This is a genomic window from Mesorhizobium sp. M1396, assembly GCF_040317725.1.
Taxonomy (GTDB): domain Bacteria; phylum Pseudomonadota; class Alphaproteobacteria; order Rhizobiales; family Rhizobiaceae; genus Mesorhizobium.
This window is the reverse complement of the sequence record NZ_JAMYLA010000060.1, coordinates 1-24,651: the sequence shown is the minus strand read 5'-3', so window position 1 is coordinate 24,651 and position 24,651 is coordinate 1. Positions and strand designations below refer to the sequence as shown.

Annotated in this window: 20 protein-coding genes and 2 pseudogenes; 21 read left to right on the top strand and 1 reads right to left on the bottom strand. The window is 60.9% G+C overall.

What is annotated here, in order from left to right:
* Positions 1-48: 48 nt before the first annotated feature.
* The 19 genes and pseudogenes from NKH02_RS29005 (at position 49) to NKH02_RS28915 (ending at position 20,226) form a co-directional block, all read left to right on the top strand.
* Positions 49-1,566, top strand: a complete 1,518-nt coding sequence (locus tag NKH02_RS29005; protein WP_502913871.1) for a hypothetical protein — start codon at positions 49-51, stop codon at positions 1,564-1,566.
* On the top strand, positions 1,563-2,465 hold the full coding sequence (locus NKH02_RS29000; RefSeq protein ID WP_352883109.1) for a terpene synthase family protein: 903 nt from the start codon (positions 1,563-1,565) through the stop codon (positions 2,463-2,465). Before NKH02_RS29005 ends, NKH02_RS29000 begins: the two co-directional genes overlap by 4 nt.
* Before the next feature lie 28 nt (positions 2,466-2,493).
* Positions 2,494-3,597 carry a type 2 isopentenyl-diphosphate Delta-isomerase gene (fni, locus tag NKH02_RS28995; protein WP_502913870.1) on the top strand — a complete coding sequence of 368 codons (1,104 nt, stop codon included), beginning with the start codon at positions 2,494-2,496 and terminating at the stop codon, positions 3,595-3,597.
* 567 nt (positions 3,598-4,164) lie between these two features.
* The gene (locus tag NKH02_RS28990; protein ID WP_352883108.1) at positions 4,165-4,491 is read left to right on the top strand and encodes a helix-turn-helix domain-containing protein; all 327 of its coding nucleotides are present in this window, start codon (positions 4,165-4,167) and stop codon (positions 4,489-4,491) included.
* Positions 4,466-5,722 (top strand): type II toxin-antitoxin system HipA family toxin, encoded by a 1,257-nt coding sequence (locus tag NKH02_RS28985; protein WP_352883107.1) that lies wholly within the window; start codon positions 4,466-4,468, stop codon positions 5,720-5,722. The genes NKH02_RS28990 and NKH02_RS28985 overlap by 26 nt, the downstream gene beginning before the upstream one ends.
* Positions 5,723-6,194: 472 nt before the next feature.
* Positions 6,195-7,088, top strand: coding sequence for a nitrogenase iron protein (nifH, locus tag NKH02_RS28980; protein ID WP_023706403.1), 894 nt, complete (start codon positions 6,195-6,197; stop codon positions 7,086-7,088).
* 97 nt (positions 7,089-7,185) lie between these two features.
* Positions 7,186-8,688: a nitrogenase molybdenum-iron protein alpha chain gene (gene nifD, locus NKH02_RS28975; RefSeq protein ID WP_352883106.1), complete on the top strand. Its 1,503-nt coding sequence runs from the start codon at positions 7,186-7,188 to the stop codon at positions 8,686-8,688.
* Positions 8,689-8,815: 127 nt separating this feature from the next.
* Positions 8,816-10,357 carry a nitrogenase molybdenum-iron protein subunit beta gene (gene nifK, locus NKH02_RS28970; RefSeq protein WP_352883104.1) on the top strand — a complete coding sequence of 514 codons (1,542 nt, stop codon included), beginning with the start codon at positions 8,816-8,818 and terminating at the stop codon, positions 10,355-10,357.
* A 56-nt stretch (positions 10,358-10,413) separates the two neighbouring features.
* Complete coding sequence (gene nifE / locus NKH02_RS28965; protein ID WP_352883102.1) at positions 10,414-11,904, top strand: nitrogenase iron-molybdenum cofactor biosynthesis protein NifE; 1,491 nt, start codon at positions 10,414-10,416, stop codon at positions 11,902-11,904.
* A gap of 9 nt (positions 11,905-11,913) precedes the next feature.
* On the top strand, positions 11,914-13,296 hold the full coding sequence (gene nifN, locus NKH02_RS28960) for a nitrogenase iron-molybdenum cofactor biosynthesis protein NifN (protein WP_352883101.1): 1,383 nt from the start codon (positions 11,914-11,916) through the stop codon (positions 13,294-13,296).
* Positions 13,262-13,759 carry a nitrogen fixation protein NifX gene (gene nifX / locus NKH02_RS28955; RefSeq protein ID WP_352607313.1) on the top strand — a complete coding sequence of 166 codons (498 nt, stop codon included), beginning with the start codon at positions 13,262-13,264 and terminating at the stop codon, positions 13,757-13,759. The genes nifN and nifX overlap by 35 nt, the downstream gene beginning before the upstream one ends.
* A gap of 17 nt (positions 13,760-13,776) precedes the next feature.
* Positions 13,777-14,256 (top strand): NifX-associated nitrogen fixation protein, encoded by a 480-nt coding sequence (locus tag NKH02_RS28950; protein ID WP_352566278.1) that lies wholly within the window; start codon positions 13,777-13,779, stop codon positions 14,254-14,256.
* Between the two features lie 27 nt (positions 14,257-14,283).
* A complete protein-coding gene (locus tag NKH02_RS28945) occupies positions 14,284-15,069 on the top strand; it encodes a winged helix-turn-helix transcriptional regulator (RefSeq protein ID WP_352883100.1) in 786 nt (261 codons plus the stop codon).
* A 340-nt stretch (positions 15,070-15,409) separates the two neighbouring features.
* Complete coding sequence (locus NKH02_RS28940) at positions 15,410-16,051, top strand: universal stress protein (protein ID WP_352883099.1); 642 nt, start codon at positions 15,410-15,412, stop codon at positions 16,049-16,051.
* A 1,316-nt stretch (positions 16,052-17,367) separates the two neighbouring features.
* Positions 17,368-18,537, top strand: a complete 1,170-nt coding sequence (locus NKH02_RS28935) for a TlpA disulfide reductase family protein (protein WP_352883098.1) — start codon at positions 17,368-17,370, stop codon at positions 18,535-18,537.
* A 328-nt stretch (positions 18,538-18,865) separates the two neighbouring features.
* A pseudogene (locus NKH02_RS28930) lies at positions 18,866-19,336 on the top strand (NifX-associated nitrogen fixation protein).
* A gap of 25 nt (positions 19,337-19,361) precedes the next feature.
* Positions 19,362-19,565 (top strand): CCE_0567 family metalloprotein, encoded by a 204-nt coding sequence (locus NKH02_RS28925; protein WP_352883096.1) that lies wholly within the window; start codon positions 19,362-19,364, stop codon positions 19,563-19,565.
* Positions 19,562-19,879, top strand: coding sequence for a ferredoxin III, nif-specific (gene fdxB, locus NKH02_RS28920; protein ID WP_352883095.1), 318 nt, complete (start codon positions 19,562-19,564; stop codon positions 19,877-19,879). Before NKH02_RS28925 ends, fdxB begins: the two co-directional genes overlap by 4 nt.
* Before the next feature lie 29 nt (positions 19,880-19,908).
* Complete coding sequence (locus NKH02_RS28915) at positions 19,909-20,226, top strand: exopolysaccharide production repressor protein (RefSeq protein ID WP_352883093.1); 318 nt, start codon at positions 19,909-19,911, stop codon at positions 20,224-20,226.
* Between the two features lie 916 nt (positions 20,227-21,142).
* On the opposite strand, the pseudogene gmd reads toward NKH02_RS28915, so the two are convergent.
* Positions 21,143-22,217 (bottom strand): annotated as a pseudogene (gmd, locus tag NKH02_RS28910) (GDP-mannose 4,6-dehydratase).
* Between the two features lie 871 nt (positions 22,218-23,088).
* Here gmd and NKH02_RS28905 point away from each other — a divergent pair.
* Positions 23,089-23,349 carry a hypothetical protein gene (locus tag NKH02_RS28905; protein WP_352883092.1) on the top strand — a complete coding sequence of 87 codons (261 nt, stop codon included), beginning with the start codon at positions 23,089-23,091 and terminating at the stop codon, positions 23,347-23,349.
* Positions 23,346-24,605: a diaminobutyrate--2-oxoglutarate transaminase gene (ectB, locus tag NKH02_RS28900; protein ID WP_352883091.1), complete on the top strand. Its 1,260-nt coding sequence runs from the start codon at positions 23,346-23,348 to the stop codon at positions 24,603-24,605. The genes NKH02_RS28905 and ectB overlap by 4 nt, the downstream gene beginning before the upstream one ends.
* Positions 24,606-24,651 lie beyond the last annotated feature (46 nt).

Sequence of the window (24,651 nt, the reverse complement as noted above, 5' to 3'; positions counted from 1 at the left end):
GCAGAAGGAACATCCCGCGTGAACTTGTCCGAACAGATCCTTTCCGAAATGCGCCACCTGCTGAGCGATATGAGCGACGGCGGCAGTGTCGGTCCATCCGTCTACGACACGGCGCGAGCTCTGCAGTTCCACGGCAACGTCACCGGTCGGCAGGACGCATACGCGTGGCTCATCGCGCAGCAACAGGCCGATGGCGGATGGGGAAGTGCGGACTTCCCGCTGTTTCGCCATGGGCCTACCTGGGCGGCGTTGCTGGCATTGCAGCGTGCCGATCCTCTTCCTGGCGCTGCCGACGCAGTCCACACTGCAACCCGGTTCCTCGAGCGCCAGCCCGATCCCTACGCGCATGCGGTGCCGGGAGACGCGCCCATCGGCGCGGAGCTGATCCTGCCGCAGTTGTGCGACGAGGCCGCATCCTTGCTGGGTGGCGTGGCGTTTCCGCGCCACCCGGCGCTGTTGCCGTTGCGGCAAGCACGCCTGGCCAAGCTGGGGGCAGTTGCGACGTTGCCGAGCGGCCATCCATTGCTGCACTCCTGGGAAGCCTGGGGGACGTCGCCGGCCACCGCATGCCCGGACGACGACGGCAGCATTGGCATCAGTCCAGCGGCCACCGCCGCGTGGCGTGCGCACGCCGTGACACAGGGAAGAACGCCGCACGTCGGGCGCACCGACGGGTATCTGCAGGCTGCATCGCGGGCAACGCGCACCGGCATTGAAGGTGTCGTTCCCAACGTCTGGCCGATCAATGTGTTCGAGCCATGCTGGTCGCTGTACACCCTGCATCTGGCCGGTCTGTTCGCGCATCCCGCGCTCGCCGAGGCGGTGCAAGTGATCATCGCGCAACTCGACGCCCGCCTCGGAGTCCGCGGTCTGGGCCCTGCCTTGCACTTCGCGGCCGATGCGGACGACACCGCCGTTGCGTTGTGCGTCCTTCGCCTTGCAGGCCGCGACCCGGCGGCCGACGCGTTGCGCCAGTTCGAAACCGGCGAGCTGTTCGTCACCTTCCCGGGCGAGCGCAATGCCTCGGTGTCGACCAACATCCATGCCCTGCATGCGTTGCGAATCTTGGGAAAACCCGCGGCCGGCACCAGCGCCTACGTCCAGGCCAATCGCAACGCCCACGGTGTATGGGACAACGAAAAATGGCACGTTTCGTGGCTGTATCCAACCGCGCATGCGGTCGCTGCGCTCGCGCAAGGCAACCCCCACTGGCGCGACGAGCGCGCGCTGGCCGGGCTGCTGCGGACGCAGCGCGACGACGGCGGCTGGGGCGCCGGTCGCGCGTCCACATTCGAGGAAACCGCCTATGCGCTGTTCGCGTTGCACGTGATGGACGGGAGCGAAGCGCCGGCAGGGCGCCGGCGCATCGCGCAGGCGGTGGCGCGTGCGCTGAAGTGGATGCTCGCCCGCCACGCAGCGCACGCACTGCCCCAGACACCGCTGTGGATCGGCAAGGAACTGTATTGCCCCACTCGGGTGGTGCGCGTGGCCGAACTCGCCGGGTTGTGGCTGGCGCTTCGTTGGGGACGGCACGTCTCGGCCGAGGGAGCAGGAGCGGGGCCATGATCCAGACCGATCGCGCGCTGCAGCAGGTGCTGGAGTGGGGGCGTTCCCTGACCGGGTTCGCCGACGAGCATGCCATAGAAGCGGTCAGGGGCGGCCAGTACATCCTGCAGCGCATCCAGCCGAGCCTGCGCGACACCAGCGCCCGCACCGGCCGCGATCCGCTGGACGAAACGCTGATCGTGGCGTTCTATCGCGAACTGGCGCTGCTCTTCTGGCTCGACGATTGCAACGACCTTGGCCTGATCGCGCCGGAGCAGCTCGCCGCGGTGGAGCAGGCGCTCGGGCAAGGCGTGCCGTGCGCGCTCCCCGGATTCGAGGGCTGTGCTGTGCTGCGCGCTTCGCTCGCCGCGCTCGCCTACGATCGCCGCGACTATGCTCAGCTTCTCTACCATACCCGGTGCTACTGCGCGGCGCTGCGTGCCGGACATGCGCAGGCGGCAGGGGCAGAGCGCTGGTCCTACGCCGAGTACTTGCAGAACGGCGTGGATTCGATCGCCTACACGAACGTGTTCTGTTGCCTGTCCTTGCTGTGGGGGCTGGACATGGCGACCTTGCGCGCGCATCCGGCGTTTCGCCGGGTCCTGCGGCTCATCTCCGCGATAGGACGCTTGCAGAACGATCTGCATGGACGCGAAAAGGATAAGTCGGCCGGCGAGGGGGACAACGCGGCGATCCTGCTGCTGCAGCGCTATCCGGCTATGCCTGTGGTGGAGTTCCTCAACGACGAGCTGGCCGGCCATACGCGCATGCTGCACCGGGTGATGGCGCAAGAACCCTTTCCACCGCCGTGGGGACCGTTGATCGAAGCCATGGCGGCCATCCGCGCGCAGTACTACCGGACCTCAACCAGCCGCTACCGCAGCGACGCTGCGGGGGGAGGCGAGCGTGCGCCGGCCTGAACGCGCGGGAGACGGCGGCGTGCGCGCGCTGCCGCCGGTCCGATCCGACACAACGCCGTCGCCCGATGCCGCGGATGGAGCGAGCATCAGCGACACCAACCTGAGCCGGCGCAAGGACGACCACCTGGACATCGTGCTGGATCGGCGAACGGCGTGGGCCAAGGCCGCCGGCTGGGAGTGCATTCGTTTCGAACACTGCGCATTGCCCGAGTTGGACCTGACGCAAATCGACCTCAGCGCCTCGCTGCTTGGCAAGACCATGCGCGCGCCGCTGCTGATCAGCTCCATGACCGGCGGCATGCCACGCGCGGAGTCCATCAACCGGCATCTGAGCGAGGCAGCGCAAGCCTTGGGGATCGCCATGTGCGTCGGTTCGCAGCGCGTGAGCCTGCAATCCCGCAACTCCCATGGGCTGACGCGCGCGCTGCGCCGCCAGGCCCCAGACGTTCCATTGCTGGCCAATATCGGCGCCGCGCAACTGCGCGAGGCCGACGGCCTGGACCTCGCGCGCCGGGCGGTGGATGCACTGGAGGCCGATGGACTCATCGTCCATCTCAATCCGCTGCAGGAAGCGGTACAGCCGGAAGGCGACCGCGACTGGCGCGGCGTCCTGGCGCAGATCGCTCGCGCCGCACGCAGCGTGGGCGTGCCGATCGTGGCCAAGGAAGTCGGGTCGGGCCTGTCCGCCTCGGTGGCCTGTGCGCTCGTCGAGGCGGGCGTGGCGGTGATCGATGTCGCCGGCGCCGGCGGCACCAGCTGGGCCGCGGTAGAGGGCGAGCGCGCCCCCGATGCCGCCGACCGCGCAGTGGCGATGGCGTTCGCCGATTGGGGGATTGCGACCCCGGCCAGTGTGCAGGCGGTACGTCAGGCGCTGCCAGCGGTGAAGCTGATCGCGTCGGGCGGGATCCGCGACGGTGTCGACGTGGCCAAGGCCATCCGCCTGGGCGCGGACCTCGCCGGGCAGGCGGCCGGCGTGCTGCGCGCGGCTACGGTATCCACCGAGGCGGTTGTCGCGCATTTCGAGATCGTCATCCGCCAGTTGGCCGTCGCCTGCTTCTGCACCGGCTCGGCTGATCTTGCCGCGTTGCGTCAGGCGCGCTTGTTGCCCTCGGCGCATCTGCCCGCCGGTTGATGCAGGCGTCGCGCGCACGTGGCGGCGGGCGCCTAGTTTACTGAGTGAGAAAGTCTCGGAAGCGGGGGATTCGCGCTGGTCGCGGGCTTGTTCGGGTGCTGCTTCGTGATCAGGGAGGCGCCCCGCCATGCTCGAACGGACCGCCGAGAGCAAAGGGTATTCGACGGCTATGTCGATGCTTGATCCAGGATGATCGGTCACGCGAACCGCGCTGAGCCCCTGAAAGGGTCGGAACACCAGGTGCGGCGGGAGACCGGCAGGAGGAGATGGTGCGAATCCATTGCAATGAACGAGTAGCGATCCACATTGACCTCGAGTCATGCGCGGTCGGTCGTATGAAGGCGAAGAGACGAGCGACTTCGTCTGCCGGACTGCCTTGATTTACATGCTGATGATTTCGGAGCGGCGTCCGCCGTCGGGCGGCGCCAAAAGGCAGGATGAGTGATCTCTTTACGTTTCATAGGGATAATGTATGATACGTGAACAAATCATAACGTGTTGACTCGATCGCTGGATAAGATACTCTGTCATATCATCTAGCATTGGAATGGATCGTTTACGTATCATATGGACCCTCAATCGGAAATTCTGTCCGAAATCGGTGGACTGTTCAGACAGGCGAGGCTGGCCGCTGCGATGACGCAAGAGCAGGTCGCTGATTTGGCGGGTATATCCCGTCCCCGGTATCGCGACATCGAAAAGGGAGCCGCAGCCGCGCGTGCAACAACGCTCATGAATATCGCTCGCGCGCTCGGTCTGGAAATGATGCTGGTTCCGCAAGTCATGGTGCCGGCTGTCCAGGCTCTGTTGCGTCCGCACCACGATGACGACCTGCCCGCCTTTGTCCCTCAACCTGACGATGACGATCATGCCTCCAGTCTTTCGCGCACCTAAGACGATCCCGTCGCTGGACGTGCTCTTGAACGCAGTGAAGATCGGCACAATCGTCAGGACGCCGGGCGATTTCAATGCATTCAACTTCGATGAGGCCTACCGCGCGACGGGCGGCTTTCCGGTTCTCAGCCTGTCGTTCCGGGCAGCGACGGGAGGATTGCGGAAAGATCCGAAGCCTGTGGCAAGCGCCTTGCCCGTTTTCTTCGCGAACCTCCTGCCGGAGGAGAAATTGCGGGAGGCGATGGAAAGGCACCACGAAGGCAATGTGCGGCCAGGCAATGACTTCGATCTTTTAGCGGCGCTGGGCGCCGATCTGCCGGGAGCCGTACGGGCGTTGCCCAGTGACGGTGCGATAGCGGTTTCGCAGGATGCTTCAAAGGATCAGCCCAAGGCACGGTTCTCGCTTGCCGGCGTGCAGATGAAGCTGTCGGTCATGAAGAACATTGGAAAAGGCGGCGGCCTTACCTTGCCAATGGACGACGAGCAGGGCCGGTACATTGCCAAGTTCCCTTCGACGGCCTTTCCGGGCGTTTCCGAGAACGAATTCGCCAACCTGGCGCTGGCAGCAGCAATCGGCATGGACGTTCCTGAATGCGAACTGGTCGAGAAGTCCGATTTTGAGGGCGTTCCCGAAGAATTCAACACGCTGTCTGACGGCAAGGTCCTTCTCGTCAAACGCTTCGATCGCGGCGCCGGTGGCGAGAGGATACACATCGAGGATTTCGCTCAGGTCTTCGGTGTCTACCCCTCGCGCAAATATGAGGGGGCTGCTTATCACGACATAGCCTTGGCTCTTGGCGTGGCCGTCTCGCCTACGGCGGCTCTCGAGTTCGTCCGCCGCCTGGCACTGACCGTCATCACCGGCAATGGCGACATGCACCTAAAGAACTGGTCTTTGATCTATCCCGGTAACGGCGACAAGCCGGCGCTTTCACCAATCTACGACCTCCTGTCCACCGTGCCATATATTCCCGCCGACGCCATGGCGCTGTCGCTTGGAGGAGAGCGCTCGTTCAAGGCGCTAGCAGCACCGCGATGGAAAGCATTTGCGAACCGTGCACGGCTTCCGGAGCCAGCAGTCCTGAAGGCAGTGGTCGAGACGGTCAAACTCGTCAACGAGTACTGGTGGCATCTGCCTGAGCGCGACGTTGTCGCAGCGAAAGTGCTCGAGCGGATCGACGGACATGTGAAGGCGATGACGCCGATACTGAACTCCTGCGCCGAGAAGTAAACCGAGTCCCTCGGGTTGATATAGCGGAACTATTCGCCCGTGCCCCGGATGAGTGGCCGTGGATCGGTGGTATGCCAGGATCGCGCGCAAAGTCGGCGGAGTGTCCACTTGGACACGCGTTGAGCGAGCACGTCACCTCGCGGGCACAGAAGAGTTCGCAGCATCCCGCAGAGCGTCGAGATGCTGTTCGTCCACCTCAATTCAACGATGCGGTTCAACCGAATGCGGTGACTGAGGATCGCGATCCGACGCTTTGTGTCGCCAATGTCGCGTCCGCTACACGGGCTGTTCCGACGATCCTTTCTTGGAACTCAAGCTAAACCCCTGAAAAGCAACCATGAAATTATTCTTCGGTTGGATCAGCCAAGTTGGCACGAGTCTTGAGATCCTTAGGTGCGAGGCGGCTACAGCTGCCCGACCGGCATTCATGTCGCGGCAGCCGCGATGAATGGAACGAAGGAAGGAAAGCTACATGTCAGGTTTGCGTCAGATCGCCTTTTACGGCAAGGGCGGCATCGGCAAGTCCACCACGTCCCAAAATACGCTCGCCGCCCTTGTCGACCTCGGGCAGAGAATCCTCATCGTCGGCTGCGACCCCAAAGCCGACTCCACCCGCCTGATCCTGAACGCGAAGGCGCAGGATACGGTCCTGCATCTCGCAGCAGAGGAAGGTTCGGTGGAAGACCTGGAACTCGCGGACGTGCTCAAGGTCGGCTACAAAGGCATCAAATGCGTGGAGTCGGGCGGACCCGAGCCGGGTGTCGGCTGCGCCGGCCGCGGCGTGATCACCTCGATCAACTTCCTCGAAGAGAACGGCGCCTACGACGACGTCGACTATGTCTCCTACGACGTGCTCGGGGATGTGGTGTGTGGCGGTTTCGCGATGCCGATCCGCGAGAACAAGGCCCAGGAAATCTATATCGTCATGTCCGGCGAGATGATGGCGCTCTATGCCGCCAATAACATCGCCAAGGGCATCCTGAAATACGCCCATTCGGGCGGCGTGCGGCTAGGTGGCCTGATCTGTAACGAGCGCCAAACCGACCGCGAGCTCGACCTCGCCGAAGCGCTGGCTTCCAGGCTCAATTCCAAGCTTATCCACTTCGTGCCGCGCGACAACATCGTCCAGCACGCCGAGCTCAGGAAGATGTCTGTGATCCAGTATGCGCCGGACTCGAAGCAGGCCGGGGAATACAGGGCGCTGGCCGAGAAGATTCACGGGAATTCGGGCCAGGGCACCATCCCGACCCCGATCACCATGGAGGAGCTCGAGGACATGCTGCTCGACTTCGGCATCATGAAGACCGACGAGCAGATGCTTGCCGAGCTTCAGGTCAAGGAAGCGGCCAAGGCGGCCGCGCAGTAGCGACTGCTGTAACATGAGGCGCCGCCTGACCCGGTGCGCCTTTCAAAGAACGGCGCCTCGTCGGTGAGGCGTCACCCTGAACCTTGAAAGGGGTCCCATGAGCCTGGAATATGAGAATGACGGTGGCCTCCATGCGAAGCTTATCGAGGAGGTGCTGTCGCAATATCCTGACAAGTCGGCGAAGCGCCGCAAAAAGCACCTCAGCGTCGCAAAAAGCGGCGACGAGGCTGGCGAGGAAAGCGAGGTCCTTTCCGAATGCGAGGTCAAATCGAACATCAAGTCCATCCCCGGCGTGATGACGATTCGCGGCTGCGCCTATGCCGGCTCGAAAGGCGTGGTGTGGGGTCCAGTCAAGGATATGGTCCATATCTCCCACGGCCCGGTCGGCTGCGGGCAATATTCCTGGTCTCAACGCCGCAACTACTACGTCGGCACGACAGGCATCGACACGTTCGTCACGATGCAGTTCACCTCCGATTTCCAGGAGAAGGACATTGTTTTCGGCGGCGACAAGAAGCTCGAACGGATCATCGACGAGATCGAGGAACTGTTTCCGCTGAACAAGGGCATGACTGTGCAATCCGAATGCCCGATCGGCCTGATTGGCGACGACACCGAAGCTGTGTCCCGCAACAAGGCCAAGGAGCACGAAAAGACAATCGTGCCGGTGCGCTGCGAGGGCTTCCGCGGCGTCTCGCAATCCCTCGGCCACCACATCGCCAACGACGCGATCCGAGACTGGGTTTTCGAGAAGAAGGAAGTGGAGTTCGAAGCCGGCCCGTACGATGTCAATGTGGTCGGCGACTACAATATCGGCGGCGACGCCTGGGCTTCGCGCATCCTGCTCGAGGAGATGGGCCTGCGCGTGGTCGGCAACTGGTCGGGCGACGCTACGCTGGCCGAAATAGAGCGAGCGCCAAAGGCGAAGCTCAATCTCATCCATTGCTACAGGTCGATGAACTACATCTGCCGGCATATGGAGGAAAAGTATGGCATCGCCTGGATGGAGTACAATTTCTTCGGCCCCTCCCAGACTGAAGCCTCTCTGCGCAATATAGCCAAGCACTTCGGGCCGGAAATCGAGGCCAAGGCCGAGGCGGTCATCGCCAAATACCGGCCCTTGGTCGATGCCATAATCGCCAAGTACCGGCCGCGCCTCGAAGGCAGGACGGTGATGCTCTATGTCGGCGGGCTGCGCCCCCGTCACGTCGTCACGGCATATGAGGACCTGGGCATGGTGATCGTCGGCACTGGCTACGAATTTGGCCATAACGACGACTATCAGCGCACCGGCCACTACGTGAAGAAGGGCACCCTGATCTATGACGACGTGACTGGTTACGAGCTGGAGAAGTTCATCGAAGGGATCCGTCCTGATCTCGTGGGCTCCGGCATCAAAGAAAAGTACCCGGTCCAGAAGATGGGCATACCGTTCCGTCAAATGCATTCCTGGGATTATTCCGGCCCGTATCATGGCTACGACGGCTTCGCCATCTTCGCCCGCGATATGGATCTGGCCATCAACAACCCGGTCTGGAACCTCTACGACGCCCCCTGGAAGAAAAAAGCCGAGCCGTCGGCGGCGATCGCAGCCGAATGAAACCCTGGCCTCCCGGAAGCCGGGAGGCCGTGAACGCCTGTGGCCGCTTGTCCGCGGGAGACCTGAAAACGTTTCGACGTCCCTGTGCCGCCGTATGGTGGGCCAGGTGGAAAAGAGGTAACCACCCATGCCGCAGTCGGCTGAAAAAGTTCTCGACCACGCGCCCCTGTTCCGCGAGCCGGAATACAGGCAGATGCTCGCCGAGAAGAGGCTGAATTTCGAATGTCCGCACCCGGACCAGGTCGTTACCGACCAGCGCGAATTCACCAAGACGTGGGAATACCGCGAAAAGAACCTTGCTCGCGAAGCGCTTGTCGTGAACCCTGCCAAGGCCTGCCAGCCGCTCGGCGCGGTGTTCGCGGCCGCAGGCTTCGAGCGAACCATGTCCTTCGTCCACGGCAGCCAGGGCTGCGTGGCCTATTACCGCTCGCACCTGTCGCGCCATTTCAAGGAGCCTGCTTCGGCAGTTTCCTCCTCGATGACCGAGGACGCGGCAGTGTTCGGTGGTCTGAAGAACATGGTCGATGGGCTCGCCAACACGTACCAACTCTACAACCCGAAGATGATCGCCGTCTCGACCACTTGTATGGCGGAAGTCATTGGCGACGACCTGCACAGCTTCATCGAGAACGCCAAGGACGAAGGCTCGGTCCCGCGCGACTTCGACGTCCCCTTCGCCCATACGCCGGCGTTCGTCGGCAGTCACGTCGATGGCTACGACGTCACCCTCAAGGGGATTTTGGAGCATTTCTGGAAGGGCGAGGAGCGAACGGAAGCCGACGGAACCATCAACATCATTCCGGGCTTCGACGGCTTCTGTGTCGGCAACAACCGGGAACTCAAGCGCCTGCTCGATCTGATAGGCGTGTCCTATACTTTCATCCAAGATGCCTCTGACCAGTTCGACACGCCGTCCGACGGCGAATACCGCATGTATGACGGCGGCACGAAGATCGAAGACGTGAGGAAGGCACTCAACGCCGAGGCGACACTTTCGCTACAGCATTACAACACCCGAAAAACACTGGAGTATTGCGAGGGGGTAGGGCAGGCGACTGCCTCGTTTCATTACCCGCTTGGAGTCCAGGCGACCGACGACTTGCTGATGGAGGTCTCCGCGATTTCCGGCAAGCAAATCCCCGAGGCAATCCGCCTGGAGCGCGGCCGACTTGTTGACGCCATGGCGGACAGCCAATCCTGGCTGCACGGTAAGAAATACGCCGTCTACGGCGATCCGGACTTTGTCTACGCCATGGCCCGCTTCATCATGGAGACGGGCGGCGAGCCGAGCCATTGCCTCGCCACCAACGGCACCTCGGCGTGGGCAGCGGAGTTGAAGGAGCTGCTTGCATCATCGCCCTTCGGCAAGGGTGCTCAAGTCTGGGCGGGCAAGGACCTCTGGGCATTGCGCTCGCTGCTCTTCACCGAGCCGGTGGACCTGCTGATCGGCAACTCCTATGGCAAGTATCTGGAGCGCGACACGGGCACGCCGCTAATCCGGCTGACGTTTCCGATCTTCGATCGCCACCATCACCATCGCTTTGCCCTTATGGGCTACCAGGGCGGGCTGCGCGTCCTGACGACGATCCTCGACAAGATCTTCGACAAGCTCGATCGCGAGACAAGCGAGACGGGCGTGACGGACTATTCGTATGACCTCACCCGCTAAGCGTGACGGTCGGCTTCGGCCGGTCGTCTTCCCGAGGGACTTTGGAGACCGACGCAATGTCCTTGCTCAGAGCCAAAATCCAGGATGTCTTCAACGAGCCTGGCTGCGAAAAGAACCGCGGCAAGGATGCCAAGGCGCGCAAGGAGGGCTGTTCGAAGCCACTGACCCCCGGGGCGGCGGCCGGCGGCTGTGCCTTCGATGGCGCCAAGATCGTACTGCAGCCGATCACCGACGTCGCACACCTGGTCCATGGGCCGCTCGCCTGCGAGGGCAATTCCTGGGACAACCGCGGTGCGGCTTCGTCCGGGCCAACGCTGTGGCGCACAAGCTTCACGACCGACCTCACCGAACTCAATGTTGTGATGGGGCAGGGCGAGCGGAAGCTCTTCAAAGCGATCCATGAAGTCAAGGAAGCGTATGGGTCGCCGGCGATCTTCGTTTATCCGACCTGCGTGACGGCGCTGATCGGCGACGACATCGAGGCCGTCTGCAAGCGTGCGGCGGAAAAGTTCGGCGTGGCCGTTGTGCCGGTCAATGCGCCGGGCTTCGTCGGCTCCAAGAATCTCGGCAACAAGCTTGCCGGCGAGGCGTTGCTCGAGCATGTCATCGGCACGGTCGAGCCCGACGATACCGGCCCTTACGACATCAACATTCTTGGCGAATTCAACCTCTCGGGCGAATTCTGGCTGGTGAAGCCGCTGCTGGATCGGCTCGGGATCCGGGTGCGCGCCTGCATCCCGGGTGACGCACGTTACCTCGACATTGCTTCCGCGCACCGCGCCCGGGCGGCTATGATGGTGTGCTCGACCGCGCTCATCAATCTGGCCCGCAAGATGGAGCAGCGCTGGGGCATCCCGTTTTTCGAGGGCTCCTTCTACGGCATCAGCGCCACGTCTGAAGCGCTCCGACAAATATCTCAGCTGCTCGTGAAGAAGGGTGCCGATCCGGAGATCCTCGGCCGTACCGAGGTATTGATTGCAGAGGAAGAGGCGATCGCTTGGAAGAGGCTAGCGGCCTACGAGCCGAGGCTCGCAGGCAAGCGCGTGCTGCTCAACACTGGCGGCGTGAAGTCCTGGTCGGTCGTCCATGCGCTGATGGAGATCGGGATCGAGATCGTCGGAACCTCTGTCAAGAAGTCGACCGTCGAAGACAAGGCGCGCATCAAGCAGATCCTCAAGGACGACAACCACATATTTGAGCAGATGGCGCCGCCCGAGCTCTACGCCATGCTCTCAGAACGCAAGGCGGATATCCTGCTGTCGGGCGGGCGCACGCAATTCATCGCGCTGAAGGCCAAGACACCCTGGCTCGATATCAACCAGGAGCGCCAACACCCTTACGCCGGCTATGACGGCATGGTGGAACTCGTACGCCAGATCGACATCGCCATTCACAATCCGATCTGGGCGCAGGTGCGGGAGCCGGCACCATGGGATTGCCAGCCTACGGTGAGGCAGGAACGGCCGCGCACGAGAAGCGATACCGTGACCTTGCATGCTGTCCAGGAATTCGCCGGCACGACAGCCGACGATTTCGGCGAGTGTTGAGGAAAGCCGATGGTCCGCATCCTTCCCCAGACCAAAGCGGCGGCGGTCAATCCGCTGAAGTCATCGCAGCCGCTGGGTGCCGCCTTGGCCTTTCTTGGCGTCGACGGCGCGATGCCGTTGTTCCACGGAAGCCAAGGGTGCACCAGCTTCGCGCTCGTGCTCTTCGTGCGACATTTCAAGGAAGCCATCCCCCTGCAGACAACGGCGATGGACGAGGTGGCGACGATCCTCGGCGGGGCAGACCATCTGGAAGAGGCGATCCTCAATCTCAAGGCCCGCACAGAGCCAACGCTGATCGGGGTCTGCACCACGGCGCTGGTGGAAACCCGGGGCGAAGACTGCGCAGGAGATATCGCCAATATCAGGCTCAAGCGCACGGAAGAACTCGCGGGTACGGAGGTGGTGCTAGCCAACACACCGGATTTCGACGGCGCGATCGAAGAGGGCTGGGCCAAGGCTGTCACCGCAATGATCGAAAGGATTACGCGTCCCGGCGAGCAGGCGCGGCAGTCGAAGAAGATCGTGATCCTGCCTGGCTGGAACCTCACTGTGGCTGATATCGAGCATTTGCGTGAGATGGTTGAGAGCTTTGGACTGAAGCCCGTGATTCTGCCGGACGTCTCTGGCTCGCTCGACGGTACGGTGCCCGACCGCTGGGTCACGACCACCTATGGCGGCACCAGTGTCGAGGATATCCGTGAGCTTGGCACGGCTGTGCAATGCGTCGCCATCGGTGAGCATATGCGCCGCCCGGCCGAGCTGCTGCAGAGGTTGACCGGCGTGCCTTACGTGCTGTTCCGGTCGCTGACTGGATTGAAGGACGCCGACCGGTTCGTCTCGCTGCTGTGCGCCGTTTCGGGCGCGGCGGCGCCGGCTGGGGTGCGCCGCCGGCGGGCGCAGTTGCAGGACGCGTTGCTCGACGGACATTTCCAATTTGGAGGCAAAAAAATTGCGATCGCTGCTGAACCAGACCAACTCTACCAACTCGCGAGCTTCTTCATCGCCATGGGCTCCGAAATCGCGGCGGCGGTCACAACGGCCGCTATGTCGAAAATTCTGGAGGAAGTGCCGGCGCAGTCGGTTCAAATCGGCGATCTCGGCGATTTGGAAGCGCTTAGCGCCGGCGCTGATCTTCTCGTTACTCATTCCCACGGCCGCCAGGCGGCGCAGCGCCTCGGCATTCCGCTCATGCGGGTCGGCTTCCCGATCTTCGACCGACTCGGCAGCCAGCACAAGCTCACAATCCTCTACCAGGGGACCCGCGACCTGATCTTCGAGGTTGCCGGCATTTTTGAAGCCAACCGGCACGCGCCAACGCCTGAAGCGCCTGACCCACTGCGTAAGCGAGAAATACCAGATGAGCTCCGTTCGCCGCCTCTCGCTCGTCACTGACGAGGTTCACGCACCGACGCCGGAACGCCAAGCCGGCGCATTGCGCGTGGCAATCGCCACGCAGGACATGAAGAACATCAACGCCCATTTCGGCTCGGCCAGGCGCTTTGCTGTCTACGACGTGATGCGCGAGGAGTGGAAGCTCGTCGAAGCCGTGGCCTTCGATGACGTTTCCGACGAGAGCGGGAAGCACCGAACTGAGGGCGATGACCGCATCACCCCGAAGGTGGAGGCGCTGAAGGGCTGTCATCTCCTGTTTTGTCGGGCGATCGGCGGACCTTCGGCAGCCAAACTTGTTTCGGCAAAAATTCATCCGATCAAAGTGCCGCAGCCCGAGACCATCCAAGAGGTGCTGTTGCGCACGCAGATGATGCTCAGGACCTGTCCTCCCCCTTGGCTGCGCAAGGTGCTGGCGCAGGCAGGTGTCGCTGAACAGAAACCCTCCTTCGAGGACGAGGGCTGAAATGAGGAGTGAGCGAAATGTCTGATGCCGAGGTTAGCCCTGCCGCCACCGAGGACGAGGCGGCCCTTGCCACCCCGTTCGTCAAATGCCTCGTGCGGCTGATCCGTGCCAATGATTCCCACGGGTCATGGGAAGGCAAATCGGACGCCGAGTTGCTGGGCGACTTCATCATCACCAGGGAACAGCGCCGTGCAATTCCAATCATCGGCGATCCCGATCCGGACGTGCTGTGGAGGCTCGATAAGTTCTACACCGCCGTCGGGCTTGCGATTGAGGAGCGCACGGGCCTGATGGCATCGCCGATGATGGAGATGAGCCATGAGGGCTTCGGGCGCGTGCTCTTCACAGCCGGCCGGTTGGTCGTTCTGTCAAAGACCCTGCGCGACGTCCACCGGTTCGGTTTCGAGACGTTCTGGAAGCTCGCCGCGGCCGGTACCAAACTGGCCGGCGATGCCACCGCAGCCATTGAGGCTCATCCCGAGGTGGCGCGGGCGTGATGCAACCGACTTTCGATCGAGGGGATCATGTCAGGTCTTGAGGACATGCGGTGGCCAGCCCTCTCAATTGAGGCGGTCCAGGCCGATATGGTTCTTGGGGTAGCGCTGATGAAGCCAGTGGTACTGATCTGTTCGCAAGATGCGGAGTTGTATCTGTTCCTCAGCCACATTCTGGGGGTGGACGGCTTCACGAGTGAGCCGGCAGGCGGCGTGAAGGAAGCACTTGCATTTGCCGACCAACGGGAGCTCCAGGCGGTAGTCCTGGATTGCGGGCCAGCAAGCGCGACAGGCTCCACAATCTGCGCCCGGTTCAAGGAGGAGCCCCGGACTGGCCTCCTGCCCGTCATTGCGTTGATCGCGCCCGGCGCCGAGAACCAGCACCTCGATCTCTTGAAGGCAGGTATTGACGAGAGCTTTGTGCGGCCCTTCGCGCCGGCCAAGCTGCTCGACTGTCTACGGACGAAGCTGGCGCTACCGAAGCCGGGTTCAAACGGGATCGAAAATGGCAGCTGGCTCTGCTGCGGCAGCCTTGAGATGAAGCTCGATGCTCACCGAGTTCGCGGCAATGGCCACGACATCCACCTCGGACCTCTCGAATTCAACCTGCTGCGGCAATTTCTTGAGGCTCCCGGCAAGGTCTTCAGCCGAGACGAGCTGATCGACGCGGCCTGGCCGGACAATATCCATGTCGGTGAACGCACTGTCGACGTCCATATCAGCCGGATCAGAAAGGCGCTGAAGGCGGCCTCGCCAGGGAGCGTCATTCGTACTGTCAGGTCTGCCGGCTACTCGCTCGAGAAGCTGGACGACTGAATCGCGAACGGATGGTGTGCCACTCTCCGTCTTCGTTGGAAGGCAAGTCTTGCGGTTCGAAACGCGCTACGGGCCCGACATCTCAGGGGGAAGCAGTCAGATGGCCTTCAAGAAAATACTCAGTGTGACGGGAGCTGACCATTCCGATCAGGACGTCGCAATAGCTGCTCGCTTGTGCGCCGAGGTCGGCGCGTATCTTTCCGTACTAATTATATCGCCCCCGCCGCTCCTGATGTCGCCTCCGCTTATTGGGTCCCCTCCGCCGTTGGGCGGTGGCATCCCCGAGTGGTCTAGACATCGCGCACACCACATTGCCGCACGGGAACAATTTTCACAGGACATGGCCAACCTGGAAAAGACATCCAGGGAAATTCACAAAGTGCTGAGAGCCACGTGGCGCTGCTATGATGTCGACACCGAACACTGCGACAAGGCTGGCGTCGGTGACGCGGTGCGACAGCGGGCGCTCTGCACCGACCTGACAATCGTCGGCCCCGCACTTCTCAACGAGACTAGTCTCGGACCCCTTGTTATCAACGGCAGCTTGTTCGACACCGGAAAGCCGGTGTTTGTCGTACCGGAGGGCGCTGAGGCGACTCTGTCTCCACGGCGCGTGCTGGTCGGCTGGGATTCGCGAGTCGAGGCGTCCCGTTCGATTCGAGAAGCGCTGCATCTGCTAGCCGGTGCTGAGGAAGTTCGTGTGGCAGTCGTCGATCCGGAGGCGACCTGCACCGGAAAGGGCGCCGAGCCGGGAGCCGACATCGCTGCCTATCTCACTCGGCACGGTGCTCGGGTTTGGGTCGACCGGCTGGCGAGCCGCGGCAAACCGGTGGCCACGGTGCTAGCGCAGCACGCAATCGACACGTCTGCCGACGTGATCGTCATGGGCGCTTATGGCAGCCGCTGGTTGCGCGAGCGGCTCTCCGGTAGCGTAATAAGATGGATAGTTGGCACGCCTTTGCCGCTTTTTTTGGCCCGCTGACGGGTTCTGAAGTAGCACCGATGCTATCCAAGCTCTACTCCGCTGGTCACCTACCCTGATACCAGGTCGGAGGAAGGTCGCCGCAACGAGCAGGTTTCGCGAAGCTCATGAGCAACTTGCAAGCGCCGTCGCGAAGATATTGCCCGGACGCCTCTACGCGCTCGGTGTCTGCTCGCCGAGACAACGTAACGCGCAGACAAACGGCCGGGCAGAGGCCAGGCGTCCTTAATGCGCTCAAAACACCAATACTCGAGCCGGCGTCAGGTCGAGAAAGAGAGTCGTTTCAGCGCGGCAGGCCGCGTTCGGACCATAGCCTCTTCGTATTAGCGTTATCACGATTTCCCTCACCACTGGCCGGGAACCGAACACGGAAACGACCGTGCAGCGGCCAACGCACCGACCTTCGAGTCCGGCGGTCGGGCTCTTGCCGGCCCTCGGCGCGAACGGTGGCATCAATCACGTAGCATCGCCTGGGATGGTAGCCGTCAGCGGCGAGGGCGGCCGCATCTTCGGCGTTTTCAGTCTGCCTTGGCCCGTCGCGTGGCGACCTAGCGGCCTTCAGGCGGGCCAATTCCGACAACGCTCACATTCGCACCAGGAGGTCCCTGTAGGGCCTGCGCACAGGGACACAGAACAACAAAAGTAGGATCCGGGAGAGTTCACCGGCCCGGCACAGGCCGGCACTCATCCTGGCTCTCTTCCCCACGATCATCATCTGGCGATAACGGTACTCGCGACCCGCAGCCGGACATAACCGGCGTCGTCGTGAAGAACTCCTGCGTCGCCAGCAGGAATTCAAGCGCAAAGCGGAAGAGGTAGGGCAGAGGCGATGCTCGGATGGAGCGGCGCCTGCAATCGCAATGGCGTTGCGCCACCACCTGAGCGACCGAAACGACAAGAAGCTCAAGCAAGGCTTGAGGCGGACGATGATGACGAGGCTGGCGGTAGCCAACGCGGTCATGCATCTGTTCGTCCCTATATGTCGAGACGTCGGTGGCCACGCTTCTGCGCCGACGGGAAGCGGGTGATGCGTGTCCAAGACCTGACAGTGGCGGAAAATATGTCGCGTCCAATACACCGGCGATCTTGGGCGCCACAGAAGCTTTTCAAAGCATAATCAAGCGTTTACCGCACGCTGAGCGGGTTGGCACGGCCTTTGCGAATTGAGTTCAGCAACACTGAGTGAAGGCTGACTGCACGCAGATGCGCAAGACGAACAATGCTCTCCCTTCGTTGAGCCCTCGTGCCCCGTCTCAAAGGGGAACAAGCTTGCGCATAAGGTCACGTAACCTTTGGCAATAGCTTTGGAGGGCAAGATGATGTTGCGGATGGGGTCACCGGCTCTTTCGATCAAAGTGGAGGACTGGCTGCGTGGCGAGCCCCTTGCGGACTTCCAGCCCGGCAAAGTCTATATCGTCGAATTTTGGGCAACTTGGTGCGAACTATCTGCGGCGGAGATGCTCGAGCTGATGCAGCTACAGGAGAAATACAGGGACGGCGGACTTGAGGTCGTCGGGATCGCGGCTGATGAAGATGCTCCAACGGCCGTCGAGGCCCGGACCAAGTTGGACGCGTGGTTGGCCGAAAAGTGCCCGGATCTGAATCATCGGATTGCGTTCGACTTCACAGGCGAAATGAAGAAACTTTGGAGGGAACCCAGCTTTTGCGTCGGGGTTCCGACCTCGTTCGTAGTCGACCGAGACGGCTGCATCGCCTTTATCGGTCATCCGAGCCAACTCGGTGAGGTTTTGCCGAAAGTGCTCAACGGCAGCTGGCGTACCAGCAAGAAGGCGAAAGCCGCCGATCATGAGCGGATCGCCACAAGCGAACCCCTGGCGCGCGAACAAGCGTTGAAGAAGCCGATCGATGACAGGTTCTGGGCGGCGGTGAAGTTGGAAGATTGGAAGACGGCGCTCTGGGCGATCGAAGAGGGCATTGCCTTGATGCCGGACGACCTCAATTTCCGCCTGGCTCATGCGCATCTGTTGCTTCAAAAAATGCAAGACATGTGGACCGGCTTGCCCGTGATGCGCCAATTGGTTCGGGACGCGATCGACAAAAATTCCGAGGATTGGATGGTTTCGGCGCTAGACCAACTTTTCCATCCGGCCAATGACCATTCGCGCCTTCCCCCTGCTGAGCGCTTCGCGATGGGCAAGGAGCTGTCCGAACACATCCTGGCGCTGAATCCCCCGCAAGGCGACAGTCCTAAGTTCCGGTCCTATCCCGCGGTCGCCCGGTACTATCACGAGAACGGCAACAATGATCGCGCGATCGAGTTGGTCGAACTGGCACTGACGTCGCTGGACGGTCCGGAGCCTATCCCGGCCGAATTGAAAGAGCAGCATCTGCCGGATTTGCTGCAGGCCCTCGCCAAGTACAGGGGTGCGAAGGCTTGTTGCGGCGCTCTCTTTGCCGCTGCGCAAAACAGTTTCCCGAACGTGCCAAAGCGCGGTCGGCCGAGGAAGAAAGATAAAAAACGGTAATGTCGAAAGGGCTTACTGGCCACTTCGTCCATTTCCCTGGCGTGACCGCAGCAAGGAGGTCCATGCAGCACTTGGTCGATCGTTTGCAGCAGGATCGAGGCTCGAATCTTCATGGCCTCCCGCATTGCGGCGGAAGCGATGTTCGACGCGAATTCGCGTGGAAGACTTCGCAGTCGAGGACGTGTTCAAGGCCGGCCCGAGGGACATCAATTGCGTGGAATCAGCGGCGCCGAGCCATGCAGCGGCTGCGCAAGTGTGCCCGAAGTAGGCGTCCCAGAAAACAGAAATCGTCCATCGAGGACGAGGACTGAAATGAGGAGAAGGCGAAATGTCTGATGCCGCGGTCAGCCATCCGGTCAACGAGGACGAGGCGGCCCTTGCCATGCCTTTTGTCAGATGCCTCGTGCGGCTGATCCGTGCTCAAGACTCCTGCGGCTCATGGGAAAGGCAAATCGGACTCCACGCGGCTGGCCGACTTCATCGTCACCAGAAAATACCGCCGTGCGATCCCCATCATCGGCGATCCCGATCCGGACGTGCTGTGGAGGCTCGACACGTTTTACACGGCCGTCGGGCTTACAATCGAGGAGCGCTCCGGCCTGATGACATCGCCAACGATGGAGATGAAACCCAGGGGGGTTCGGACGATTGCTTTTCACGGCCGGGCAGTTGGTCGCTCTGTCGAGACATCCACCGGTTCGGCTTCGAGACGTTCAGGAAGCCCGCGGGGGCCGGTACGAAACTGGTCGACGAGGCGCCTGCAGCCATTGAAGCCTATCCCGAGATGGCAGGGGCGTGAAGAAACCGATTTCAAGGAAGGATTTATGTCAAAGCTAGATGAGATGGGGAAGAAATTCCGAAAGCTTCAGCTGCGCGCGGCACTTGCCAAGATGAAATTGCGCGACCTTGCCGAGGATCTCCCGGGAAAATGGACGGAGATAGAGGAAATTGCCGAAGAAACGTCGGCCGTTTTTGCCGAGTTGGATGGTGCCAGGAGAGAGCTCGCTTCAATGAAGAAGTTACGATGACGAACACATTTATCACCCGCGACGGCTCCGGATGGGTGCCGGAATATCTCACCGCTATAAACGGCACGACCTGCATCGGCTGCGGTCGCTGTTTCAAAGTTTGCTCGCGCGAGGTCATGCATCTTTACGGCGTCGATGACACGGGTGAGATCCTCGGCCCCTGCGACGACGGGGACGACGATTTCGATGGCGAGCTCAATCGCATGATCATGGTCGTCGATCATGCCGGCCGCTGCATTGGCTGCGGAGCCTGCGCCCGCGTCTGCCCGAAGAACTGCCAGACCCATGTTGCGGCCGACCAGGTCGCAGCATGATCTGAGGAGACAAAACCAGGAGAACGGCGTTGCCCTTTAGAATGTTTTGCCGCGTCCTGGGGCTGGTGCTGTGCAGCACCGCACTGACCGTCTACTTCGCTTCTCATTCCATCGGCACAGTAGTCGTCACGACGCTGACTTGTTCGCTGCTCCTTCAGCTCGCGTATTTCGCAAGCGTGCTCCTTCTGATCTGGCGGTCTGGCTGCGTTAGCCGAGCTGGCCAAAGGGCTGAGCATTTCGGCAGTTGCAAGGAAGTTGGATCCGAGCCGCCAGAGCTTGATGAGGTGACGAATGAAGATTTGCTCCAGCGCGATCAAATGCTGGCCATATCGCTGCTGCTGCCTTGAGGCGCCATAACAAGGTCAGTGCTCAAGTTTAGCGCCGTGGGAACAACCATAAACATTGAGCAGATATTAGAAGGACTACTTTGCTTGAGAAATCGATGGTGATCGCAATCCGGTCATTCTAGTATTCCAGGAGATGCAGTTCTTGAACGCCATACCATCCTAGCCCTCTCCCAGTACGCCGGCGTGCGGTTGCAACTCTCAATGACGAACGAGGCGCTGGAAATAGTAATGGGACTCTTCGGCGCCGGATAACGCAGATGACGTCAAAACGCCTCTAGTAGTCTTACTGCGTCACATATGTCTCGGATGCGATTGTCGGGCCATCGGAGCTGTGCAGCACGGGCGTAGTGGCAGGGTTGTCAATGAGAGTGGCAATCAACCGTGTGCGCACCGTTGCAATCGAATTCGGAAAGTGTCGCTCAGGCCGCGAAAGCGGAGCATCTGGGACGATAACCCTCGGTTAGGGCAAGTCGCGAGACCGGCGCGGCGAAACCCCCCGCTTGAAGATCAGGAAGTCTTGGGCTGCGATGCCCATCGTGGCATGGTGATGAAAGCCTCGCCGATTTCGTCGACTTGGGCATCGGGGTCATCAACGAGCTTCCTTGTGCCGCAAATTAAATGCAGAACGTGCCGAGTAGCATGAACTTCTCGACGAGCGCCTCGAATGCGGCCGCGATCGTCGAGAGCTCGATCGCGAGATTGGACGTTCAGATTCCCGGACCCTAGCGGCGGCCATGAAAATCAGGTCGGGACGTTGTGCCTTGAACCAGGGGTCGTCGCTGCGCGACCGGTCAGGTGGAGATCACGACTGTCCACCGTGAGGATCTTTACCTCGGGCATGCCGGACAGCCGGCGCACCAGTGCGACCCAACCATACCGCGATGGCCGGCGACCCAAATGATTGCCTCCAACGAAATCATCGTCTTTTCACGTCAAGCGAGCGTGATCCCGTAGGCGCGGCACTCGGCCCGACCATTTCCGAAACGAGCTCGTCGAAAGTGGTCTTCGGCTTCCAACCGAGCTTGGTGGCCGCCTTGCAGGCATCACCGATTAGCAGGTCAACCTCGGTCGGGCGGAAATAACGCTTGTCTATCCGGATCAGCGCCTGGTTACTCCTGCGGTCGCGGCCTACCTCGTCAACACCTTCGCCTTCCCAGACGATCTCCTTGCCGACCCGCCTGAAGGCAGCCTCGACAAAGCTGCGGACCGAATGCGACTCGCCGGTCGCGAGCACAAAATCGTCAGGCTCATGGTGCTGCAGAATGCGCCACATGCCCTCGACATAGTCGCGCGCCGAACCCCAGTCGCGCTTTGCCTCCAGGTCGCCGAGATAGAGGCAGTCCTGCTTGCCGGCCATAATCGCAGCCACCGCGCGTCACCTTGCGCGTGATGAACGTCTCGCCGCGCGTCGGGCCTTCGTGATTGAACAGAATCCCGTTGCTGGCATAGAGCCCATATGCCTCGCGGTAGTTCACGGTGATCCAGTAGGCGTAGAGCTTCGCCACCGCATAAGGCGAGCGCGGATAGAACGGAGTAGTCTCCTTCTGCGGGGTATCTTGGACTAAACCGTAGAGTTCGGAAGTGGAGGCCTGGTAAAATCGGGTCTTGTCCTCAAGGCGAAGAATGCGGATCGCTTCCAACAGCCGCAGTGTGCCGAGAGCGTCGGCATTGGCTGTATATTCGGGGGTCTCGAAAGAGACTTGCACGTGGCTTTGCGCAGCCAGATTGTAGTTTTCGTCGGGCTGCGTCTCCTGCAGGAGACGGATCAGGTTTGTCGCATCCGTCACGTCCCGGTAATGCAGGACCATGTCGGGATGGTCCTCATGGGGATCTTGATAGAGTTGGTCGATGCGCTGGGTATTCCCGATCAGCGAGGCTCGCCGCTTCAGGCCATGCACCATGTAGCCCTTCGAAAGCAGCAGTTCAGCAAGCAACGCGCCGTCCTGGCCGGTGATACCTGTGATGAATGCTGTACGCCGAGGTAAACTCATTTCGGATATTTCCGGGCAGGAATAGTCGACGGCGCGTGGGAATGACTAGCTGTGCGCTATAATCAACGCTGTACGACCGTCTTAGCTGGAGTCTGAGCCTCTGGTGATGTTAGGAAGGCATGCGGGTTACATCGAGTGCCGCGGTCCGTTGTCGTCAGATGCAGGACGAGTTCGCCTCCATCTCGCACGGCGAGAAACCTCCTGTAGGCGCCGCCGAAGCGAGGTCTTTTCATGCCCGCGGTTGTTCGTAAAATCGTTTGTTTTGATCCGATGCATCCACAAGATGGATGTACTCGATACTGGAGAAGTTCAGAGCCGTTGAACGCTGATCAGCTAAGCGAGATCCGTGCCGCCGGGAGATGGCAACAGCCGTTTCCGCGCAGTCCATAAATCACCCGTGGTCGGCCCTGCCTAACAGAAGTTTCCGATGTGGGCTGCCCTATTAACCTACCGGCAAACGGCGATACGACGTACAAATCGGCCGGCGTCACAAGGTTCCCCTCAATGTCGGATTCCCGACAGGATCACTGTAACCGGGGCAGATTTGCGGGCGGTCAGGATTTGGCGGCTTGCCTGATGAGGTTTATGCCGGCCTGGGAAAAAGGATGCTTTGAGGCCGGACTGACAGGCGTCCGTCCTTGGTCACGACGGCATGGTAGTTGCGCGCGCCCTGATTCGAAAACGGTCGGCCGAGCGCATGGAGACGGGGTCTCTGGCGCGGCTCCATCGGGCGGGCGAACTGATTGGTTGACTCTGCTCGCCGGTAATCGACGCGCTCGTGCGTCAACTACCAGATGCCGTAGTATCCATATCCGCGCGAGCCCTTTAGAACTGAGCCGTTCCACACGCACCGACCGGGAGATATCGGCATGTGGAACAGCGTGACGACGGCGATGGTGTCCAAATGCATCTGCACAGCAATGAGCTGCCGCGCAAGTCTGTGTCCGTTTTGTCGCGGATTTTGGAGGAGTATGTCATCATTACAAACAGGTCTGAGGTTACCGACCTTCCAAAACTCCGCCACGCCTGTTCTGGTCTCCTCGGCGAAACGGTTCAACAGCGCGACCAGGCAACCGCATTTAATCATTGTCTTGCTGAATGCGACGCCTACATGCAGAGGACAATGAAATGAATATTGACGTTTTTGCAGCTCATGAGTCCAACGTTCGTCGCTACGGGCGGTCGTTTCCTGCAGTCTTTACGAGGGCCCTTGGAGCGACAATCTGGGACGAAGCCGGCAAGCCATACATCGATTTCCTTGTAGGATCGGGTGCGCTCAACTACGGCCACAACAACCCGGATATTATTGCACCAGCAATTGATTACCTTGTTGGTGAAAACATTCTTCTATCGCTCGATATGCATACAGTGGCAAAACGTGAATTTATCGAAGTGTTTGTGGATTCGATCCTGATGCCCAGGGGGCTTTCCTACAAGATACAATTTCCTGGCCCGACCGGCACAAACGCTAACGAAGCGGCGCTGGCGCTGGCGCGCAAATATACCGGCCGCTCGAGCGTCATGGCATTCACGAATGCGTTTCATGGCATGTCGCTTGGGTCTCTGGCGGTGTCGGGTTCGGCATCGACCAGGGAATTGGGCGGTGTTGCTCGTCACGATGTGATCCGTATACCCTACGACGGATATCCGAACCAAGATTTCGATTCCGCGAGCTACATAGACTTCGTATTGGGCGACCCAGGCAGCGGCATTGAAAAGCCCGCCGCAGTCATTCTGGAGACCATTCAGGCAGAAGGCGGCATGAACACTGCATCTGCTGCTTGGCTCACGGAAATTCAGCGCATTTGCCGCAAGCACGGTGTTGTTTTGATCGTCGACGACATCCAGGCGGGTGCGGGACGAACGGGCGAGTTCTTCTCATTCGAGTTCGTGGGTATTGATCCCGACATCGTATGCCTTTCAAAGTCCCTAAGCGGTTCAGGCAGTCCGTTCTCCATCGTTCTGATTCGGCCCGACCTGGACATTTGGAATCCCGGAGAACATAGCGGGACCTTCAGAGGCAACAATCTCGCCTTCGTGACTGCAGGGGCGATGTGCAAACTGTGGTCCGACACGCAGTTTACCGCGCGCGTCGAGCGGACAGCCGCCAAACTGCAAAGACACCTTGACAGCCTGGTTGCGAAATTTCCCACGTGCATCGAACAAAAGCGCGGCCGCGGTCTGATGGCCGGTCTCAAATGCCGCTCACAGGCCGTTGTCGGCCGTGTGCACGATGTCGCATTCGAAGATGGCCTGCTGATCGAATCTTCAGGACCAAATCGCGACGTCATCAAAGTCCTACCACCGATAACCATCACCGACGACGAACTCGATCATGGCATCGCCATCCTAGATCACGCACTAAAGGAGCAAGCCAATGGGCACTAACCAAGCATCTCAGGCGCCTGCTATCTCACCTCCTACGATCAGAGAA

Bases quoted from the DNA above. Each gene is read 5' to 3' on its own strand.
- NKH02_RS29005 (WP_502913871.1), top strand. From the start codon at position 49: ATGCGCCACCTGCTGAGCGATATGAGCGACGGCGGCAGTGTCGGTCCA.
- NKH02_RS29000 (WP_352883109.1), top strand. From the start codon at position 1,563: ATGATCCAGACCGATCGCGCGCTGCAGCAGGTGCTGGAGTGGGGGCGT.
- NKH02_RS28990 (WP_352883108.1), top strand. From the start codon at position 4,165: ATGGACCCTCAATCGGAAATTCTGTCCGAAATCGGTGGACTGTTCAGA.
- NKH02_RS28985 (WP_352883107.1), top strand. From the start codon at position 4,466: ATGCCTCCAGTCTTTCGCGCACCTAAGACGATCCCGTCGCTGGACGTG.
- nifH (WP_023706403.1), top strand. From the start codon at position 6,195: ATGTCAGGTTTGCGTCAGATCGCCTTTTACGGCAAGGGCGGCATCGGC.
- nifD (WP_352883106.1), top strand. From the start codon at position 7,186: ATGAGCCTGGAATATGAGAATGACGGTGGCCTCCATGCGAAGCTTATC.
- nifK (WP_352883104.1), top strand. From the start codon at position 8,816: ATGCCGCAGTCGGCTGAAAAAGTTCTCGACCACGCGCCCCTGTTCCGC.
- nifE (WP_352883102.1), top strand. From the start codon at position 10,414: ATGTCCTTGCTCAGAGCCAAAATCCAGGATGTCTTCAACGAGCCTGGC.
- nifN (WP_352883101.1), top strand. From the start codon at position 11,914: ATGGTCCGCATCCTTCCCCAGACCAAAGCGGCGGCGGTCAATCCGCTG.
- nifX (WP_352607313.1), top strand. From the start codon at position 13,262: ATGAGCTCCGTTCGCCGCCTCTCGCTCGTCACTGACGAGGTTCACGCA.
- NKH02_RS28950 (WP_352566278.1), top strand. From the start codon at position 13,777: ATGTCTGATGCCGAGGTTAGCCCTGCCGCCACCGAGGACGAGGCGGCC.
- NKH02_RS28945 (WP_352883100.1), top strand. From the start codon at position 14,284: ATGTCAGGTCTTGAGGACATGCGGTGGCCAGCCCTCTCAATTGAGGCG.
- NKH02_RS28940 (WP_352883099.1), top strand. From the start codon at position 15,410: ATGGCCAACCTGGAAAAGACATCCAGGGAAATTCACAAAGTGCTGAGA.
- NKH02_RS28935 (WP_352883098.1), top strand. From the start codon at position 17,368: ATGATGTTGCGGATGGGGTCACCGGCTCTTTCGATCAAAGTGGAGGAC.
- NKH02_RS28925 (WP_352883096.1), top strand. From the start codon at position 19,362: ATGTCAAAGCTAGATGAGATGGGGAAGAAATTCCGAAAGCTTCAGCTG.
- fdxB (WP_352883095.1), top strand. From the start codon at position 19,562: ATGACGAACACATTTATCACCCGCGACGGCTCCGGATGGGTGCCGGAA.
- ectB (WP_352883091.1), top strand. From the start codon at position 23,346: ATGAATATTGACGTTTTTGCAGCTCATGAGTCCAACGTTCGTCGCTAC.